The sequence below is a fragment of the Brakhagea slesvicensis genome (genome assembly GCF_052161625.1).
Classification (GTDB): Bacteria; Planctomycetota; Planctomycetia; order Pirellulales; family Pirellulaceae; genus JBKCUI01.
On record NZ_CP197412.1, the window covers coordinates 3892360 to 3912224 of the forward strand.

At 54.0% G+C, this 19865-nt stretch carries 18 protein-coding genes; 7 read left to right on the forward strand and 11 right to left on the reverse strand.

Translation table 11 applies throughout. The features are described from left to right. Window positions 1–85 precede the first annotated feature (85 nt). Both SH467x_RS14795 and SH467x_RS14800 read right to left on the reverse strand, forming a co-directional pair. The gene (locus SH467x_RS14795) at window positions 86–2119 is read right to left on the reverse strand and encodes a sulfatase family protein (RefSeq protein ID WP_482367883.1); all 2034 of its coding nucleotides are present in this window, start codon (window positions 2117–2119) and stop codon (window positions 86–88) included. 90 nt (window positions 2120–2209) lie between these two features. After that, window positions 2210–2338, reverse strand: coding sequence for a hypothetical protein (locus SH467x_RS14800; protein WP_482367884.1), 129 nt, complete (start codon window positions 2336–2338; stop codon window positions 2210–2212). A 432-nt stretch (window positions 2339–2770) separates the two neighbouring features. Between SH467x_RS14800 and SH467x_RS14805 the strand changes: the two genes are divergently transcribed. Continuing rightward, window positions 2771–2995 (forward strand): hypothetical protein, encoded by a 225-nt coding sequence (locus SH467x_RS14805; protein WP_482367885.1) that lies wholly within the window; start codon window positions 2771–2773, stop codon window positions 2993–2995. 400 nt (window positions 2996–3395) lie between these two features. On the opposite strand, the gene SH467x_RS14810 is transcribed toward SH467x_RS14805, so the two are convergent. The 4 genes from SH467x_RS14810 to SH467x_RS14825 are packed head-to-tail and all read right to left on the reverse strand — an operon-like array spanning window position 3396 to window position 7130. Further along, entirely contained in the window at window positions 3396–4241 is an 846-nt protein-coding gene (locus SH467x_RS14810) for a flagellar basal body L-ring protein FlgH (protein ID WP_482367886.1), read from the reverse strand. 9 nt (window positions 4242–4250) lie between these two features. Next, window positions 4251–5510 (reverse strand): flagellar basal body P-ring formation chaperone FlgA, encoded by a 1260-nt coding sequence (gene flgA / locus SH467x_RS14815; RefSeq protein ID WP_482367887.1) that lies wholly within the window; start codon window positions 5508–5510, stop codon window positions 4251–4253. 4 nt (window positions 5511–5514) lie between these two features. Further along, window positions 5515–6318, reverse strand: coding sequence for a flagellar basal-body rod protein FlgG (flgG, locus tag SH467x_RS14820; RefSeq protein WP_482367888.1), 804 nt, complete (start codon window positions 6316–6318; stop codon window positions 5515–5517). A gap of 59 nt (window positions 6319–6377) precedes the next feature. Continuing rightward, window positions 6378–7130, reverse strand: a complete 753-nt coding sequence (locus tag SH467x_RS14825) for a flagellar hook-basal body protein (protein ID WP_482367889.1) — start codon at window positions 7128–7130, stop codon at window positions 6378–6380. A gap of 356 nt (window positions 7131–7486) precedes the next feature. Between SH467x_RS14825 and SH467x_RS14830 the strand changes: the two genes are divergently transcribed. The 4 genes from SH467x_RS14830 to SH467x_RS14845 all read left to right on the forward strand — a co-directional run bounded on the left by SH467x_RS14830 (window position 7487) and on the right by SH467x_RS14845 (window position 10279). Continuing rightward, a complete protein-coding gene (locus SH467x_RS14830) occupies window positions 7487–7756 on the forward strand; it encodes a DUF2752 domain-containing protein (RefSeq protein WP_482371378.1) in 270 nt (89 codons plus the stop codon). A 100-nt stretch (window positions 7757–7856) separates the two neighbouring features. After that, window positions 7857–8540 carry a hypothetical protein gene (locus tag SH467x_RS14835; RefSeq protein WP_482367890.1) on the forward strand — a complete coding sequence of 228 codons (684 nt, stop codon included), beginning with the start codon at window positions 7857–7859 and terminating at the stop codon, window positions 8538–8540. A gap of 43 nt (window positions 8541–8583) precedes the next feature. Beyond that, window positions 8584–9378, forward strand: a complete 795-nt coding sequence (locus SH467x_RS14840) for a hypothetical protein (RefSeq protein ID WP_482367891.1) — start codon at window positions 8584–8586, stop codon at window positions 9376–9378. A gap of 34 nt (window positions 9379–9412) precedes the next feature. After that, window positions 9413–10279 carry a hypothetical protein gene (locus SH467x_RS14845; protein WP_482367892.1) on the forward strand — a complete coding sequence of 289 codons (867 nt, stop codon included), beginning with the start codon at window positions 9413–9415 and terminating at the stop codon, window positions 10277–10279. A gap of 36 nt (window positions 10280–10315) precedes the next feature. Here the strand turns inward: SH467x_RS14845 and SH467x_RS14850 are convergent, their stop codons facing one another. Continuing rightward, window positions 10316–10522 carry a hypothetical protein gene (locus SH467x_RS14850; RefSeq protein WP_482367893.1) on the reverse strand — a complete coding sequence of 69 codons (207 nt, stop codon included), beginning with the start codon at window positions 10520–10522 and terminating at the stop codon, window positions 10316–10318. Window positions 10523–10621: 99 nt separating this feature from the next. Further along, window positions 10622–11602, reverse strand: coding sequence for an NAD-dependent epimerase/dehydratase family protein (locus tag SH467x_RS14855; RefSeq protein WP_482367894.1), 981 nt, complete (start codon window positions 11600–11602; stop codon window positions 10622–10624). A 283-nt stretch (window positions 11603–11885) separates the two neighbouring features. On the opposite strand from SH467x_RS14855, the gene SH467x_RS14860 reads away from it, so the two are divergent. Next, window positions 11886–15299, forward strand: coding sequence for a tetratricopeptide repeat protein (locus tag SH467x_RS14860; protein WP_482367895.1), 3414 nt, complete (start codon window positions 11886–11888; stop codon window positions 15297–15299). Window positions 15300–15378: 79 nt separating this feature from the next. Here SH467x_RS14860 and SH467x_RS14865 read toward each other — a convergent pair whose 3' ends face one another. The 3 genes from SH467x_RS14865 to thiC form a co-directional block, all read right to left on the reverse strand. Next, complete coding sequence (locus SH467x_RS14865) at window positions 15379–16083, reverse strand: MiaE family protein (protein WP_482367896.1); 705 nt, start codon at window positions 16081–16083, stop codon at window positions 15379–15381. A gap of 6 nt (window positions 16084–16089) precedes the next feature. After that, on the reverse strand, window positions 16090–16980 hold the full coding sequence (locus SH467x_RS14870) for a CE1 family esterase (RefSeq protein ID WP_482367897.1): 891 nt from the start codon (window positions 16978–16980) through the stop codon (window positions 16090–16092). Window positions 16981–17100: 120 nt separating this feature from the next. After that, window positions 17101–18447: a phosphomethylpyrimidine synthase ThiC gene (thiC, locus tag SH467x_RS14875; protein WP_482367898.1), complete on the reverse strand. Its 1347-nt coding sequence runs from the start codon at window positions 18445–18447 to the stop codon at window positions 17101–17103. 282 nt (window positions 18448–18729) lie between these two features. Here thiC and rlmN point away from each other — a divergent pair, with 282 nt between their 5' ends. Further along, window positions 18730–19854, forward strand: coding sequence for a dual-specificity RNA methyltransferase RlmN (gene rlmN, locus SH467x_RS14880; protein WP_482367899.1), 1125 nt, complete (start codon window positions 18730–18732; stop codon window positions 19852–19854). Window positions 19855–19865 lie beyond the last annotated feature (11 nt).

A 19865-nucleotide genomic window follows, 5' to 3' on the forward strand; every position in this document is an offset into this window, starting at 1 on the left:
GTCAAGCGTCTCTCACGTTTTGTTCTGGATTCTCTCGGTTCCCAATTCAGGCGAACGGTACGAGACTCCGGAATTCAAACAGAGTCTAGCGATGCCCCATGAACAGTCGGATCGATTCGATCTTTCCTTGGTATCCACCTATCTTTTGATCCAGCACTTGGCTGCCGGTGTCCGCACCGATCTGCATTCCATCGTTGGGGTTCTTCAATATCAATTCCTCGATCGCTACCTCCGCCTCCAACTTACCGTTGACGAAGAGTTGCAATTTCTTTTCGACGGTCAACTTTGCGGTTATCTTCGCCCAATTCCCGATTAACGAATCAGGTCCGCGAATCGCTTTCAGCCCCGCAGCGCTTCTATAGCCAAACAGCGGCTTCCCATCGGCAATCACTAACGTATACCCTAAGGATTGCCCGCCGTGAGCGATGACCGTTCCGTCGTTCTCTGCCAACACAACCGCTTCAATCTCAAAAGGACTCAGGGTTGGATCAAGAGGGCTCGATTTGGGTACTTCGATGAACGCTTCACCATCAAGAATAGCGGCCTCCTTTCCATCCCTTCCAGTCCCAAATGCTATGTTGGATTTCTTGACCATGGCCTCGTTCCTTGATTTGGCATTACTAAAGTCCAAATCGAGGACCCAACGATTCACTTTGGAACGGGCAGGAGAATCACGGCCGGGGGCCGGTGGTATGTTTTCGTCCGCATAGCTTGGTACATGAAACTGGACCGCATCGATTTGTTTTCGATATTCCTCTTCTAAGTCCTCGCGCAATGCGTTCGCGTTAGGGGCATCCACCAAATTCTTGGTTTCATAAGGATCGTTGCTTAGATCGAATAACTCGGTCCATTCTTCATGCCCCGGATACTTGATTAATTTTGCATACTCGGTTCGAACAGCCGTAACACTTGGCGTACCAAACGGTCGTTCGAAAAAGTAATTATAGAAGAAGGACTTTCTCCAGTTGGTTGCTCCTCCCGTGCCGGAGAAAAGTGGCTTCCAACTCTTGCCTTGCATGTCGTCTGGCACCTTTAGGCCTGCCAATTCCAGAAAAGTGGGGGCCAGGTCAATATTGAGAACCATTTCATCCCGGACCGACCCTCGCGATACCATCTTGGGATAGCGGACAATCATGGGAACCCGCATCGCTTCTTCATAAGCCGAGCGTTTGTCCCCTAGACCGTGTTCCCCCAGATAATATCCGTTATCGCTGCTATAAACCACGACGGTGTTGTCTCGGAGCCCTAAGCGATCAAGTTGCTCCAGTATTCTCCCAACGTTTTCGTCAATCGCGCGCAGGCCTCGAAACATCCCGAGATTCGTCTTCACTACTTTTTGATCCGACGGAACCTTCGCTTGGTTCGTACCCCCGCCTTTGCCCCCAACAGGACGATAAATAGCGGGCGTAGCAAGATTGGGTACTACCTTTGCATTGGCCTCGCCGTACGTTTTCTGATGACGTTCCGGCGGAGTGAAGGGTCCATGGCAAGTCTTGTAGCCAATCACCAATGAGAATGGCCGTGACTTGTTGTTCTCGATAAACCCCAAGGCATACTCTGTCGATACGTCATCGACCCACCCATCAGTCGCATGCTTCTCGCCATCGATCTCAAACGGGCAGTTGAAGTAAACACCTTGGCCCACAAAGCTTGCAGAAAAATCAAATCCTGGTCGCTGTCCACTCTGAGAACCCATGTGCCACTTGCCAACGTAACCGGTTTTGTATCCAGCGGATCTCATGAGCGTTGCATGCGTGACGCTGTTTACTGGAAACGGAGTGTGGTTATCGATAACCCCGTTCAAATGACCGTAACGGCCCGTCAAAAAAGCAGCGCGACTCGGAGCGCACAATCCAGTTACAACAAACGCATTTCTAAACCGGACTCCATCAGCGGCGAGTCTGTCAAGATTGGGGGATTCCAACCATGGGAATCGCCCCTTTTCACCTTGCTCGCGTTGAACAACCCCCAAAGCATCCCATCGTTGATCGTCGGTGTAGATGAAAACAAAGTTTGGACGTTCCTCACCGCAGAGGAAGGTTGGACTAATCGCTTGCATGACTCCGAAGAGCCAAACCGACACACGCAGGAATCGAGCCATCACTGGTTGATACTCCATAGAATAGTTTGCTGGATTGGCATCTAGCTTCACAAAGCTTGACGGCGTGATTCGGAAAACCAGTATCACCGATGGTTGGCTAGCCGGCAACTAGTCGCAGACAGACTCGTGAATCAAGTTCCTTTCATCGCCATCGCCATCGCCATCGCCATCGCCATCGAGATCGAGAACGAGAACGAGAACGAGAACGATGAAGAGCCCCACTTTGCAGGCGCCCATCTTTTCGTTTCACACTTTTTTGGGCGACGGCCGACATGTCGGAGCTTCGTTTAACAGTCTCCGCAAGCGTACACGTATGAATGCGAAAGCCATTTATGAAGCAGATCTTTCGATCGGATCAACGAATCGACCGACGCAAGTGCCTTTGCCTCGATCGCATTGCCCTCTTAGTCCCGGTAGGGACGAAAGACAACGCGGCGAAATAGATGTGATCTCTGTGGTGATGCACCGAAGCTTGAAGCACGAGACAGAATTGGGTTAGTACCTGTTTCAGTGTATCGAACCAGACATACGACATTGCACATTCTCCCCCTCAACCCCAGCCCTTCTCCCCCGCAAAGCCGGGGGCGAAGGGGGCCAGAATTTTGGCATGCTCAAAGACCTTGAAACAGAAGTTAAACCAAGTAAAGGTTGCGTCGGACGTTCGTTCCGATGGCAACCTTTATCGGCAGCATCTTTTTAGGAGACATGCTTGGGCAGGTAGTTCCCCAACTTTATGGCTCTGTTTTTGGGTTAGTATTTGGATTTGGTTTTTGGTTGTCAATGAAGCTATCCAATTCGCTTTCTGACACCCTCCCAATCTCTGTACTGGTTTTAGTAAACGTGTTTGTTTTAGGGGTTTTGCAATGCAGTAATGAGTTTGCAGCTTCGGAGTGAGAATCAACGCCTCGCCCTGTGCAAGAATTAGATTGCATTGACGAAAATGATTTTCCGAACGAAGGACCTGAAGGATCGAAGGCGGTTGAAATCAGATTTGAGATCGCAAGTTGAACATTTCTTGCTGGAGCCGCGATGCGGCTTGAGAGTAGTAGCAACGGTATTTAGTGTAGGTTTAGATTTGGTTCAAAAAAGATTTTGAACCTCCTTGGATAACCGAGCACGGGACGGTCCATTGTGTTTTGATGCTCGCTTGGTGATCCTCGTTTCATAGTACAAGTCACCGGTGCACATAGCTAAGTTCGTGTTGTTTTGGAGCGCGACAAGGGGTGGTTACTCCGTTCTTCCGGATTGGAAGACCAATTCCGCGCAGAATTTAGACGTCATGCATGAAACGGATCTAGAATGGGCGAACCTTGGCGAAAAGTCGAGTGAGCCAGCCACGGGCGTAGCCGTCCCGGACGTGACCGTCCTCTCGCTTCTTAATGTGTTTGTTGACTAGATTTCGGCTCAAGACCGTGTTGTCGGCTTGGATGTCTTCGCTGCGGCAAGTGCCGATGAGCGAAACTTCCATGCTGTTGTCGTTGAGGGAAATAGTCGTATTCCCCTCCAGTACAATCAAACCATTCGGAAGAATATCGACAACTTGGGCGGCGATGTTGAAGGTGATGTTTTCACTCGTCCGCAACGTGGAATCTCCTCGGTAGACCTCGTTTTCATTGATCTGAACTCGCGGGTCGCCATCCGACTGCGGCGCAGGTTTGATCGTGTCCAGTCCGACCATGCGTATCCAATCGCGGACAACCGCATCGTAGGATGTCGTCTTGCGCGAGGTCGCATTCCCCAGGAGCAAAGAGGTTGCCGATTCGTCGACTCGGATCGAGACAATGTCATGCATGCGCACTGTCCGCGCTTGAGCAGGTGGAATGTAGGTCCATGATGTCGCTAATCCCGATGCTGCTTGCTGCGGACCGGAGTGCATGTAGGGAGAAACACCCGGCGGTAGGATCGCGCCGGCAGGCATCGAACCGGCTTGCATCGCATTGGGCGGAACAGAGCTGGGAGGAGTGGATCCGGAGGGCACGGAGCCCGGAGCCGATGGAGTTGCCGGCCGCGGTGCAGCAGGTTGTTGATAGCTTGCCTGACGTACGGGCGAATGGTAGAGACTGCCCGACTGTGCCAAGCATGCCGTTGGGTGGGAGAATGCCGCGACGATCAGACCCAGGTAGATAGTAAACGATTTCATTATTTTCACCTAGCGCGTCGTGCGCGGTTTGGATTTCGACGAGAGAGATGGCGAGGGGGAGGCTGGAGAATTACCGCTCGAGTAAACTTCCACAACCCGCTCGGATCGGACGCGTGCAAGCAGTCGTTTTTTGTGTTCCGCCGTTTCGACTTGAATGAGGTCGTCTTGCCCACCACTCTCCACGGCTCTTCCATTGGTTTCGATGACGACACCGCCGAGGACCAGTTCGATTTTGATGGCATCCCCTGATTCGACCAAAGTGGGAGCTCCTGCATCGCCCCGTTTGAGCACTTGATTGGCACTGACACCCCGCTTCAGTTCCTTGCCTACCAATTCGTCTTGGTCGGTATAGCAGTTCTGGACTCCCTCTTTCCAGCCTTTTGGAAGCGTCTGATAGGTCAAGTCCTCAGGTCGAATCCAATGGCCTTTGGGTAGTGGTTTGGTGGAGACCAGGACCAATTCCGGGAGCTTGATTTCCGCTTGGACGGTGACCTTCTCTTGGCCCGTTGGAGATCGCACTAGGAATTCGAACGATTGGAGTCCTTCGTAGGGAGGTTGTCCCCCTGCGATCCCAATAATCTGTCGCCGTTGAAGAATGGTTTGCGCGAGGTTGGGGGCAAGGATCGGTTTGACCAGGAACTCGGCTGACGACTGCGTCTGAGTTTGAAGATAGTTCTCGATCGCTGTCTGCGCGATGCGTTCGGCCTGCGCGACGACACCCGGAGTCGTGAAGGCTGTCACGAACCCCTTTTCGTCGACCGCATTCGCCTCGGTTGTAGGGTTTGGTGCATTGATATGTTCCGATGCCATCGGGCTAGACGAGCGAACGGCACTTGCTGGTAGGATGTTGGGGGCGAGGGATGGGCGATCTACGATCTGCGTCGCAGCGACTCGCTCCACTCGGCAAAGTGGTGCTCCATCCCATTGCAGGGTCGACACGTCGACTCCTCGCAATTGGAGTGCTTTCTCCAAATCGGACCGAGTCCAATCTTGGAGACGTCCTGTTGGAGGAGTCGGGGCGATGGGGAGATCGGCTAACCGTTTCGACGAAGCGGACGGGCCCTGTAAGTCCGCCATGTCCTTCAATCGCAGAATGTTATTCGCGCATTTTGCGGACGCGCTCAAGCGAATCGTGGTCTTGGATTCAAAGAGAGCACGCGGTCGCGAGGAGGGGGCAGGCTGCCCCAACACCCGACCGATCTGAGCTGCGAAGCAACTGACGGCGAATAAGAGACAAAGGATGCGTGAAATGGTTGCGGAGGTGGACATCGTTTTATCTGCGTAGATTCGCAATCTGTTGAAGGATTTGATCCCCCGCCTGGATCGCTTGCGAGTTCAGTTCAAAGCCGCGTTGTGTCGTGATCAGATCGATGAGTTCGCGAACCGGCTCCACGTTTGACTTTTCGAGCGAATTTTGGCGGATGATGCCCAGCCCGTTGAGCCCGGGCTGGCCGGGGAGAGGGGCACCGCTGGCATCGGTGACTTGGTAGAGATTCTCCCCCACTTTGAGCAAGCCGTCGGGGTTGATGAAGGCGCTCATCTGGATTTCACCTGCTTGGGTCAGCTGTGTTTGCCCGACTTGCCGCACCATGACTTGGCCGTTCGCGTTGATAACGACCGCCGTAGCGTCTTGCGGGATCGCGATGGGAGGATCCAGCAATCGGCCCGTTTGCGCGGATCCGATTACCAATTGGCCGTTTGCGTTGATATCAAGATTCCCACTTCGCGTGTATTGCTGCGTTTGGGTGACGGGATCAAAGACTTGCAGGAATCCCCGTCCTTCGATTGCAACATCGAGTTCTCGGCCCGTTTGTTCGATGGTCCCCTGTGTGAAATCCTTCTGGGTGCTCTGAACGCGAGTACCGAGTCCGATTTCGACACCGACAGGAGTTGGGTTCTGCTGTGAGTCTTGAATTCCGGGATAGACTTCTTGCCGATAAAGCAAATCTTCAAAGTTGGCTCGATCCCGTTTGAAGGCAGTTGTATTCATGTTCGCAAGATTGTTTGCGATCACATCCAGCTTGGTTTGCATTGCATCCATGCCGGTGGCTGCGGTGTAGAGTGATTGCACGCTCATGAATACGGACTCCGTGGTAAGTAAGGAAAGCTCTGAATCGTTCGCATCAGCCTGGAGGGCTATTCTTTGAGGATGCGGCCGATCAAGTTCCCGTAGGCTTGGTCTTGATGTTGAATAAGGCGAAGGTTCGATTCATACGCTCTGGAGGCTTCGATGAGTTCCATCATGGCCATGGTCGGGTTGACCGCCGAGCGTTCCAGGAAACCGTTGGCGACCGCGCGTTCGTTGGGAGGAACGGGTTGCGTCTCCGCGAGTGGTTTGAAAAGATTGTCCCCTGCTCGAGAGAGGTCTCCCAAATTCTGAGGACGAACGACCATCAGAGCGGTAGCGGCCCCATTTTGTCGGATCGTGCCATCGTCATGGACATCGTATCGACTGCTGGGATCGATCTGGATTGCGTTCCCGTCGGTGCTGAGAACCAAGTCGCCGTTGGTGGTGGTGAGCTGGCCTGTCGAGTTGAAAACGAATCCGCCGGCACGGGTCAGTAGCTGCTCATCGCCCCGTTGGACGACGAAAAAGCTATTCGTGTCGTTGAGGGCAAAGTCGGTTCGATTCCCGGTTCGCTCCATGGGGCCTTGCTCGAACGAAGTCTCGGTCGGTTGGATGCGAACTCCGCCACCTACGTCGGCCAAGGTTCCGGAGTTAGGCGAGACCATTCCTTCTTCGATCGCTTTGTTGTGCCTACTTTGCAGCACCGCAAACGTCTGTTTAAAACCTGGGGTGTTGATGTTTGCAAGATTATTGCTGAGGACTTCTAAACGGTGGTTCTGGACATGCGCTCCGGCAGCTGACAAGTAGATTCCGTATGGCATAATGACCTCCTCGGCGACAGATGCGGTCCGGCGACTTTAGCGATTCTCCCGAATCGCCGAAACATCAGTCTCCATGCGGTTCCGCCACAAAGACGATACTTCGAATTCGAGGAGTGCTTCCCATCCTACCTGGTCCCCCAAGCTTGCCTGCCAAACAGGTGTGCGATGACTGCGATTCCCCCCAGCGACAGCTGGACAGTTCCCGGGGTGGAAGGCATTTATCACGCACGTCGCGGTGTGCATATGGTGTGATGAGCTGTGGTTTATTTGCGATCCTGGCGATCGCGGCTCAGCTCACGCCTGCGACGGAGGGATTTGGGACTCATAGGCAATTGGGACTGCCTGCATGCACATGGATGGAGCTTTGGGGAGTGCGATGTCCGTCGTGTGGAATGACGACCTCTTGGTCCCTCGCGATGCGAGGAGAGTGGGGTGCTGCTGCCAACGCGAATCCTGCTGGCCTACTTTTATTTCTCCAAGCCTGGGTTACTGCTACGTACTGGATGTGGGGGAGCGTTAGCGGGACATTCCATCGGAGGGGATGGTTTGCATGGGGGGCGATCGGGCTGATGGTGGTTGCGTTGGTGGTGGCGATCGGCGATTGGTTGTGGAAACTAGGCGGTTAAAGAACGCGGAAGTTGGGATAGCGACCGCACAAGACATTTTCTATAAGCCCATTACGTGTTGGATCTATATCCCGGTCAGTCATTGCGACGGGCTCATTGCATGCTTCCTACTATACGAGTCAAAGCGAGTCGCTCGCTCCCATCCGCTTGGGCGATCGCTTGTCTGGTTTCCGTCTTGTGTATCACCACCTCCGGCTGCGTACGGTTGGCTTCGAATCTTTTGTATGCGATCAAGGGGCGGGACAATCCCGCCGAGTTTGCGGGCTTGGAAGAAAAGAAAGTTGCAGTTCTGGTTAGCAGCAATGGCGTGCATACGTCCGACGCTTCGAGTTTGGTGTTGGCTCGAAACGTCAATCTGCTTCTGCAGAACAAGGTGAAGAAGGTTCGGATGATCAGCCAAGACGAAGTGGATCGAATGATCCAAGATCAGCAACTTGGCAAAGTTGATCCGATTCAAGTCGGAGAGAGGCTCGGAGCGGACTTTATAATCGATATCGATGTCTCGGATTTGAAGCTCTACGATGGGAAGACCCTTTATAAAGGGCAGTGCTCCGCATCGGTTACGACTTACAAATGCAAAGATGCCAGAGAGATTGTGTTTCGCAAACTGCATCCGGAGTTCATTTATCCGAAGACGGGTGCCCCTGTTACCGACATGGATGAAGCGACGTTTCGTCGAGTTTACTTGATGACGTTGGCCGAGAGAGTCTCGCGAAGCTTCTATCCGTACGACCCCGCCACGGATGTCGCGCGCGATGCAGCGATTTCCTCGGCAGGTTTCTAGAATCGCACTTCCTGTTTGTCGTGCTTGTTCGAGTGAGGAACGAATGTCAATTGCAATGTCTATCCCTGCTGCATTCCGATTCATCCTTTTGGTGATCCTGTTCCTAGGTGGAGGTTTGGGAATGCTGCGTGCACAAGACGTTCGACCTGCTTCATCAAAGAGTGCGATACCAACTGCCAATGTTGTTCAAGCAATCCCAATGGGCTTTCGTTTGGATGTCGACATTTACAGTGACGATTCGAAGCCACCTGTCGCCCAATTCCAGACCTTGTTCACCGAACATTTGTCGATCGAGCTCAATGATCAGCAGGGCAAGGTGACGATTTTGGATTCTCAGAGTCAGATGCTGACCCTTTTGAACACCAACGAACGGAAGATGACCGAGATCGAGCTCGCATCGCTCGATTCCATGCTTACCGAGTTATTGGCTCGTACCAAGCCGGTCGACATTCAAGAAAGTCGGCCTGACGCGAATAGTCTGACGATCCGTGATGCGACGGTGGAGTATCGCGTCAAAACGAGCAAGCCGGCGATGGAGATCATGGCGGTAAGGTATTCAGATTTTGCGGATGCTGCGACGAAACTGGCTGCCGTGTTTCCTCCGTACAAGCCACCTCAATTGCGATTGAAGCTCAATCAGTTGCTGCTCGATGCGCGACTGCTTCCTATGGAATTGAAGTTGGAGACACGCACAAGTTCCGGGACGCAAGAACTCACAGCGAGAATGCTGACGAAGGATTCTCTGAGCGAAGAAGATCGTAAAGAGCTGCAATTGATTCAAGGGTGGAAGAATCAGTTCGCATTTGTGCGCGCTACCGATTTCTTTGGCGTGAAGTAGCCGACCCTCTCGATTCTAGCAGGAGGTTTCGGTGATGACCCCAAGTCGTTGGCCTTGGCCCATGGTGGTGATGCTCGCCGTATGTCTCGCCCCTAGACTGCTGTGGGGCCAGCACGAGATGCCAGAACCGTCGAAGTGGTCCAACTGCTGTCAATACGGTTCGTTCGCGATATATAGCACGGTCGCTGCGGCCAAACTTCATCCGGTGGCTCTGAAACTGGAGCAGCTACCAAAGCAAATCGCGACGGAACTGGGAGTTGGGTTGAGTTCCGAAGTCGTACGAGTCGTCGTCCTTCAAAACGTCGAGGAGTACGAGTGGTATTTGTCGAGGCACTTTCCTAGCGTTCCTAAGCGGCGCGCGCTGTTCATACAGAATCGCGGGCAAAGTCTTGTCATTACCTACTTTCACTCCGATTGGATCGAGGATGCTAGGCATGAATGTACTCATGCCCTCCTTCACCAGTCAGGGATCCAGCTTCCACTGTGGTTGGATGAAGGGCTCGCCGAATACTTTGAAACCGATCATTCTGTTTCATGGCAACATCCGATCCATGGACCCGCCGTGCGGGCTCAGCTTCGATTTGGGCAGATTGTACAGCTCGAAGAACTCGAAGAACTACGACTGGAAACGCTGGATGCAAAAGGGTATCGGGACGCGTGGAGCGTCGTAGCGTTCCTGCTGAATCAAGGTGCAGACGGTCGTTCTGCGCTGCAGATTTATATTGGCGATTTGCAAAAGGGGACTGCTGCTGGGTTTCTAAGCCGGCGATTGAGCGAGGGAACTCGCCGTACTTGGAGAGAGCAGTTCATCCAGTTCTACCAATCGCCTCGTGCCCATTTACGCGAGAACGGTGTGATGGAAACGCGTGCGATGAACGAGTCCGCACGAGTTAGTCGGTAAGAATCACGGCAAGGGATCTCCGTATCGACAGGACGGTTAGCCGTGTGAAGCAGGTTGCGTCGTGCTCGTGCTCAGCATCGCGGTGCTCGTTTTCGTAATCGACTGTGCTGAACGCAACCATTGATCACAAGCATGGCGATGAAATCCCTCCAATGATCGTGAGAAATCAAATGCTTTGGCAACATACTCAATCGAAAGCCGATAAACGTCCAGTCGATCGTGGTCGAAGAAGTGTTCTGTCATGATTGCCTCGATTCGATAGCGAGCACGAGTACGAGCACCGTTTCACTGAGCACGATCACGATTCCAAACGATCCGAGTGGAAAGCTGTTGGGAATGGAATCAATCGATGGATTGCATCGAGTCCCAGACATCTCGGATGATGTCGTCAATGGTGAGTTGAGGAGCGTAGCCAATCGCTTCGCGAATGCGAGTCAGATCGGGAACGCGCCGGCGGATGTCTTCAAAGTCCTCGTCATAGGCTTTGGCATAGGATTGGAACTCGATCGGTGCCTGGGGGTTTACAATCTTTTGGACGCGTTGGGCCAGTTCCAAAATGGAGATAGGGGAGTCCGCGCCGATGTTGTAGATACGGCCGAACGCGGACTCGGTATTCATGAGTGTGGTAAAGCCCGCGACGACATCCTGCACGTGTGCAAAGCAACGCTCCTGAAGACCATCGTCATGGACAAGAATCGGTTGGTTCTGCATCGCGGCGGCGACAAATCGAGGAAGGACCATACCGTATGCGCCAGTCTGACGCGGCCCGACGACGTTGAAAAACCGGCCGACAATAATCTTCATCCCGCATTCGCGGACGCATGCCAGAGCGAGAAACTCGTCGATCGCCTTGCTGGCCCCATAGCTCCACCTGGGTTTGGTAGTCGACCCGAAGACAAGATCGTCGTTTTCGTTCCAGATCGATTTTGGGTTCTTGCCATACACTTCGCTCGTGCTCGCCAAATAAAGGGGAACGGCTTTTCCTGCTAGGTGAATACGACGCAGTTCATCGAGCAGGAGTTGGGTCGGGTAGATGTTGCGATGGATTGTTTGGATGGGCTGCTTCGCGATCAACGCGACCCCGACGGCTGCTGCCAAGTGATAGACTTGATCCACCCCTTCGCAAACCTCGCGGATCAATGTCGCGTTCCCTAGATCCGCATCGATGACCTCCAGTTGGGCGTGCCCCTGCAAGTGTTTCAGGTTATCGCGGCTCCCTGTACTGAAATCGTCAACGACGAGGACCGAGTGATTTTGTGCCAGTAAGAAGTCCGTGAGATGGGATCCGATAAAGCCGCTGCCGCCGGTGATAAGAATGCGCATGGAGAATAGATAGCAAAAACGGGAGGCCGAAAGTACGAAGGTGTGGGAGGGAGCGAAATGGCGAAGAGTCTAAGGTGGTGTCAAGGTGTAGGGGTAAGGGAAAAGATTCGCGTCGGACGGTTTAAGACGAACAGAGGCGAGTCTGTCGTTTGCGGGAGTGTTGCTGCACCCTCACAAACTTTCCGGCCGCATCCTACTACGGTAAACTACGGGATGGGTTTGGCCAACGCCGATTTCCCTAGTTGTAACCCTAGTCTCGATCCATAAGACCGTCGGAACCGTTATGGCCCAGAAGTCTTCCTTATTGCGAACCCTCCGTCAACTTCCCTGCTTTCAAGCTCGCGTCGCTGACCTTTCGCGCAGGACGTGGCGAAGGCGGCTCCGTCTCGCTTTGCTTTCCTCCCTCGCATTCCAGTGGACAGCGATGGCAAGCGTGGCGCAACAAAAGCCCCCTGCTTCGCAGCCTCCTGCATCCAGTTTGAAGAAGCTTTCGGACAAGGAAAAGAACGCCGAGCGGGCGCGAGAGTTGTTCGCGGATGCAGCGAATGCCCAGAATAACGGGGCGTATCCTCTCGCGATCGAGAACTGGAAGAAGCTTCTCCAGGAGTACCCCAGCGACCCCTCCGCGTCGAGCGCCCACCATTTTTTGGGGGTATGTTACCTTCAGCAGGATATGCCGGATTTCAACAGCGCGGTTCGGGAGTTCAAACTTGCGTTGCAGAATCCGAGTCTCAAGCAGCGGGAAGAGGCGTTAGTCAATTTGGGGTGGAGTCTTTATCAGAGCCATTTCCTCTCGAGCGCGCCGATCGGCAAAGAAGCTTCGGCTGATTCACCTCTACGCGAGGCGGCCAAGGTACTGGCACTGGTGGTTTCCAAGTTTCCGGATGGGAGTTTCCTCGACAAAGCCCTTTACTACGCGGCGGAAGCGGAAGCGAGATTGGGACGCTCCGACGAGGCTGTGAGCCTCTATCGCCAGCTCATTCAAAACAAAAAACTCGAGAACTCAACCGTTCGTCCGGATGCCATTTTTGGGCTTGGTCTAACCTACGAGGAATTGAAGCAGCCGCAGCTAGCGATTGAAACATACGAGTCCTTTTTGCAGAAGTACTCAGATCACTCGTTGAAGAACGAAGTCCTTTTGCGGACAGCCGACTTAGCGTTGATCCAAGGTGACGCGAAAAAGTCCCTTCAACTTTTCGATGCACTGATGCAGTCCGATTCGTTTGCGACTTTAAAGAATGCGGACTACGTTCTGTATCGCTTTGGGTTCGCGATGGCGAAGGATGGCCGATATCGCGAATCCGCGAAGGCGTATCAACGACTGGCAGAAGAGTATCCCAATTCGCAGTACGCTAAGAATTCGTCCCTTGCGGCGGGACAGTCGTTGATGCGAGAGAAGAAATACGATGAGGCAGTTCTCGCGTTTGAGCAGTTGCTCCCACTGCGAGATGAGCGGGCAGCGGAAGCGGCTCACTGGATCTGCCAGATCAAGATGCTGCAGGGAAAAGAAGACGCCATCGCTGCGATTGCCAAGGATGCGTTGACATGGGGTGCGAAGACGCCATCGGCACCGCTTTTGTATATGGACTTGGCCGATAGTTTGAACACGCAGCCTGCAACGCGTGGTGAGGCGAAGAAGATCTATGAACGGATTGCCAACGAGTTTCCCGATGACGCCTTGGCACCTCGCGCCGTTTACAACGCCGCGTTTTGCGGATTGCAACTCGGCGAACTTGCCGACGCGCAGCGTTGGAGTGAAGCCTTTGCAAAGCGATATGCGGGCGATCCATTGGCTCCCGACGTGGCTTACATCCGTGCTGAATCCACTTTGCAATTGGGGCAACATGAATCGGCGATCAATGCGTTTGAGCAATTGATCGCTGCCCAGCCTAGCGATCCGCTTCGACCGACATGGGAAGGACGGCTTGCCGTGGCGCATTATTTGGCAGGGCAATGGGAAAAAACCATCGCCACCACCGAGCGGCTTCTGAAGCAGTCCTTAGGACCGGCAGCGAAGGCAGAAGCTCTTTTTCTGCAGGGTGCCAGCCAATTGAAGACCGGCAAGCTAGGCGACTCGATTCGTGCGTTGGAGCAGTCGCTCGCCGAATCGTCAGATTGGCCTCAAGCGGATGAAGCGTCCATGACACTGGCCGAAGCCATGGTTCAGAAAAAGGATGACGCGAAAGCGATCGCAGCACTCGAAGGGCTCGTAAAACGCACTCCCCAATCGCGACTTCGCGGCCAAGCAGAGTTTCGCATCGGACAGATTGCTGCGGGCATGGGGGATCTCCCACGAGCCCTGCGCGCGTATGACAGCGTCATCGATTCCTCGAAGGAGTCCGGGCTCCGCGACTTCGCGACCTATGGCAAAGCATTCGTATTGATTCAGCAGGAGGCTTACCAACCTGCGCTCGAGCTCGTCACGCCAGTAGCTCAGTCGGATCGAACGGATAGCTTGGGAGTGGAATCGAAGATCGCTAGAGCCATTTGCCTTCGACAGCTAGGTCATGCGGACGAAGCTCTAGCGACGCTGGCGAAGCTCTCAACCGCGTCGCTTTCCGACGATATCGCGGTGAAGGTCCTTTACGAGCAATCGCTGAGTTTGGTAGCCAATGAGAAGCATGACGAAGCGATAGCGGCTATTTCGAAGCTTCAAAGGCTGCTCCAAGAGAAGAAAGTCGACTTCCCATTGGCCGACAAAGCCCAATACGAGCTTGCATGGACCTACAAGACCAAGGGGGATACGGCGAGCGCGATTCAGCAGTTCGAGAAGTTGGTCGAGCAGTATCCCGATAGCCCCCTCGCAGCAGAAGCCTACTTTCATGTAGGGCAAGCAGAATACGACAGTTCTAAATACGATCGAGCGATCCAGGCCTATCAAGTCGCTGCGAGCAAGACATTGGATTCCGAGCTGCAGGAAAAGTCCCTTTATAAAATGGGTTGGGCCTTCTTCCAGCAAGGGGATTTCCCGACTGCGACGACCAAGTTTCGGCAGCAACTCAAAGAGTTTCCAAAAGGGGAGCTCTCCACGGATGCTCGTTTCATGATCGCCGAAAGCTTATTAAAGCAAAGCAATTTCGCAGACGCTTGGAAAGAATACGAAGGCCTTCGGTCGGCGATTCAAAAAGCCTCTTCGAACGGAATCCCTGTGGGGGATCAAGTCGAAGCCTTGACATTGCTTCACGGCGGCCAATCGGCTCGTGAACTCAAGCGTTGGAAAGAAGCGGAGGCTTGGACCAATGAGTTGGTTGTGAAGTTTCCGGAGTCTCCCTACCGCCCCATCGCCCTTTATGAACTCGCTTACGCGAGGCAGAATCTCAAGCGGCCAGCAGAAGCCATCAACGCTTACAACGAGGTCGCAGAGAACAATCGCAATGAGCTCGGTGCGAGATCCCGCTTCATGATCGGCGAAGTCTTGTTCGCAGAAAGAGACTTCGCGAAGGCGATCGCGGAGTTCCAGAAAGTCATGTACGGCTACGGGGCCACGCAGGCGCCCGAAGAGATCAAAAATTGGCAGGCTCGTTCCGCATTTGAAGCGGGTCGGTGCAGCGAAGTGTTAATCGCGGATTTGAGCGGCGAGCGAAAGCAAAAGGCGATCGACAACGCGATGAAGTTCTACGAGTTTGTCGTTCAGAATCATGCTTCCCACGAATTGGCCAGCAAAGCGGCAGAACGCGTTGCGGAGTTGCGACGTTAGGCTCCGAGCTGCTCTGCGCGTTACGCGAGGACGGATCGGCCCGTGCATGCAAGTTAGTTCGATGCGCGTTGGGGGCAGATTAGCTGTGCATTCGAGGGAGCGGATTGCCGACCGCGATAATCTTTGTCTCTTCGGCCGAGAGATAGGCAAGGCGTGTGCGAACGTCGGCTTCGGTATCGAAGAGTTTGGCCATTCGAACGTAGGTCGTGTGGTGCCTGGCTTCGGATTCGAATAATGAACCGTAGAACGAAGCTAGCTCAGGGTCGGAAACATGTTGCCGAAGCAGATCGAATCGTTCGCACGATCGAGCTTCGATCAATCCGGCGATCAAGAGCCGATCTACAGCGCGGTGCGGTTCGGTGGGACGGACTAATTCGTTCAGCGATTTGCCGTAGTTTCCAGGACGTTGCCTTCGAAACGGAATCCCTCGCTTTTGGAGCAATGCGAGAACCATGTGGAAATGTTCGAGTTCTTCCTCCACGATGCGAGTCATCTCGCGGGTCAACTCGGTTTTTTCGATGTAAGCGCCGAGCAAGTTCATGGCGGTGGCTGCCGCCTTGTATTCGCAGTGCGCGTGGTCGACCAGGATTTCTTCTAAGTGAGCATCGACCTGTCGAAGCCAACGCTCTTGGGACTCGCTTTGTAGATGGAGCATAAAGATAAACGTGCAGCGAATGACAAAGGACGGGATAGGGCATGCGATCACAACGACACGATACCAACTGGATCGCGTATGTCGAGGGTCTACCTTTCCCAACCTCAAGCGATTGGGAAATCGGTCCATCGGCTGTCATTTGGAGGGGCGATGCACACCGTCTGAACGCGAATGTTGTTTGAAGAATTGGACGATTCTTGCATTTGCCTCTTGGGGATAAGTGTGTCCCCCACTGTGTTCCATCACCACGACAGGTGCATGGACCTTGGATTCGTAGATGACACAGCCTGTCTCCCAACGTTTTGCATCGGGTGAGCATTCATTCTTTTTCTTGAATGCCTCAATCGTTGGAATCTGCCACGATCTGGGAACCACTTTGTCGTCTGTTCCCACTATGTGCATGACCGGTAGCGGCGAAATCTTGGCGAGAGGGTCACCTGCGAAGAGACCCGCTCTGACGCCACGCGCGGGGGCTGCGGAGGGGGCGATGGCGGCAAACATCTCAGGTCTTTCCATGGCCAGAAGGTACGTGAACGCAGCTCCATTGGAGTGTCCCATCGAGTAGAGACGACTGCGGTCCACGGCACAGGATTTGGTTAAATCATCCAGGAGCTTGTCGAAAAACAGCAAGTCTCGATTGTTCTGGTCACCATCAAACTTCTGCCATCCGCTTTTGGTCCCTTTCGGGTCGGTCATTCCAGGAGTCGGCAATCCCTGAGGGTATACCACGATGGCCTCCGGCCAGAGCTCATGGATCCGAAAGGTTCGGGCCGAGTGCTTCATGGCCCCTCCATGTCCATGCCAAACAAAAACAACTGGATGCACCAAAGTCTCCCGTTTCTTATCGGAAGAGGGGAGCGAGTCCGCCTGGGCCGCTGGATTTGCCGATTGAAGGTTATTTGGCAAGGCGAGCAAGTATTGCCTCTCGACGTCTTGGACTCGGAGTGTCTGGGGAGATAGTCCAGCGAGAGGAGCTTGATTCGGTTGTGCCTCCGCGTTGGCGATCGTGATGAGGGCCATTGACATCGCGATAAGCCATGGGATCAGCGTGTTTGGAGCATGAAATTTCATAAGCTTGGACGTCTCTCAAAAGTATAGACGTAAAAAAAGCGGGAGTTTGACTCCCGCTTTCGGTTGGATGGGACGTTATTTCAATTGAACAAGTTCGTTTTCACCCGACTCGGCTGCCATTTTGCGAATGTCTTCCGTGATGCGCATCGAGCAATACTTCGGGCCGCACATGCTGCAGAAGTGAGCGCTCTTGAACGTATCTTGGGGGAGCGTTTCGTCATGGTAGGAACGAGCGGTTTCGGGATCGAGTGACAACCGGAATTGTTCGTTCCAATCGAATCCGAATCGAGCACGGGAAAGGGCATCGTCTCGTTCCTGCGCGCCGGGGCGTCGACGAGCGACATCGGCAGCGTGAGCCGCGATTTTGTATGCGATTACCCCTTGCTTGACGTCTTCTCGGTTAGGGAGCCCCAAATGTTCTTTGGGGGTGACGTAGCAAAGCATGGCAGCACCGCTCCAGCCTGCCATTGCAGCACCGATAGCGCTGGTGATATGGTCATAGCCTGGGGCGATATCGGTGACCAACGGTCCGAGAACATAGAACGGAGCGCCGTGGCAAACTTCGATCTGCTTCTTGATGTTCATGTCGATTTGGTCCATGGGGATGTGACCAGGCCCTTCCACCATGACTTGCGTGCCCCGTTCCCATCCACGTTTGCAGAGTTTGCCGAGAACATCCAATTCCGCAAACTGCGCCGCGTCGCTCGCGTCGGCGATCGAACCGGGGCGAAGGCCGTCCCCCAAGCTCCAGGTCACGTCGTATTGACGCATGATGTCGCAAAGATCATCGAACGCTTCGTAGAGCGGGTTTTGTTTCCGATGCGCCATCATCCATTTGGCGATGAGCGAACCACCCCGGCTGACGATACCGGTGACGCGCTCGACCGTAAGGTGCAGGTGTTCGAGTAGCACGCCGCAATGGATGGTCATGTAGTCGACCCCTTGTTTGGCCTGGTGCTCGACCATGTCGAGGAAATGCTGAGCCCGCATGTCTTCGATATTGCCTCCCAGTTCCTCCAGCATTTGGTAGATGGGGACGGTGCCGATCGGAACCGGCGAGGCTTCGATGATCGCTTTGCGAATGTTGTCGATGTCTTTTCCGGTGGAGAGATCCATGACCGTGTCAGCGCCGTAGTGGACTGATACGTGAAGTTTCTCCAGTTCTTCGTCGACATTGCTAGTGACGGCGGAGTTTCCGATGTTCGCATTAATCTTGCACTTGGCCGCGATTCCGATGCACATGGGCTCCAGACGACCTGCCAAGTGGACTTTATTTGCCGGGATCACCATGCGTCCCGCTGCAACCTCGGAGCGAATGGTCTCGGCGGGAAGTTTCTCACGCTTGGCGACAAACTCCATTTCAGGGGTGATTTCGCCTGCGACCGCTGCCGTATATTGAGTCGAACCTAAATTCGTAGTCACTCGTTGGGATACTCCAAATAGAGTTTTGGGAAAGAGATTGTCCGCCGGTGGACCATTTCGTGGGAGAAGAAATGGCTCTCCCCCTTTGCGACAGGCCTCCGCGGTGCACCAGGATTTTACCGAAGAGCGGAATTCCACAAAACCAGCAATTGGTTCGCTTTCGCGCAATTTTGAACCGGATGTTTCGGCTGGCAAGCTTTGCGTTAGCCCTTCCTGGCCGGCAGGACTACAATAGCAGGACGCTCTCGAAGCGGTTTCTCTTTCTTCTTCTGGCCTGACGGCATGACACTCGAACTTCCTCCGCCACCCATCCATACCATTCGCAATCGCATTGAAAAACCCTCCATTCTGGAGCAATCCCTGGACTCGCTTTCCATTTGGCTCAGCGGCCGAGGGCATCCCAGGTACCGCGCTAAGCAAGTTTTGGCTTGGGTGTATCATCGCCGCGCCGCTTCGTTCGCAGACATGTCCGATTTACCGAAGGCATTGCGATCGGAATTGGAGGAAGCCTTTGATTTCTTTCGATCAACCACGGTGGAGACGCAGGACTCGGAAGATGGGACGCAAAAGCTTCTGCTTCAATTGCACGATGGGGGACGCATTGAATGCGTTTTACTTCGGGATGGCCCGCGTCGTTCCATTTGCGTGAGCAGCCAGGTAGGCTGTGCGATGGGATGCGTGTTTTGCGCTAGCGGGCTCGATGGGGTGGATCGAAATCTGACGAGGGCCGAGATCCTGGAGCAGATGTTGAAGCTGCAGCGGCTGCTACCAGCGGACGAAAGACTGAGCCACATTGTCATGATGGGGATGGGAGAGCCTTTGGCGAACCTGCCTCGCGTTCTCGATGCGCTGTCTGTGGCAAAAGATACTGAAATCGGATTGGGAATCAGTCCCCGACGGATCACCATCAGCACGGTGGGAATACCCGCTTCGATCGACAAGCTCGCGGAGGATCGATCCCCCTACCAACTCGCCATTAGCCTGCATGCTCCGAACGATGCTTTACGAAGCCAGCTGGTTCCGGTCAACAAAAAGATCGGAATTGACCCCATTCTGGAAGCCGCCGATCGTTACTTTCAAGCGACCGGGCGCCGGTTGACTTTTGAATACGTTCTCCTGAAGGACGTGAACGATTCCGCCGAGTGCGCACGTGAGTTGGTGAAATTGCTACGCGGACGCACCGCGATGCTCAACGTCATTCCCTATAACCCGGTTCCGGGCTTGCCCTACGCAACTCCGTCACCGGACGCGATCTTTGAATTTCGCCGTACGTTGGTGGATGGTGGGATCAATGTCATGTTCCGTCAACGCAAGGGAAATGACATTCAAGCGGCTTGTGGGCAGCTCCGGAGATTGCGGCAGAACGAACCGTTTGCAGGCCCGCCATTGGTCACGCTACAGACCTAGCTAACCCCGCA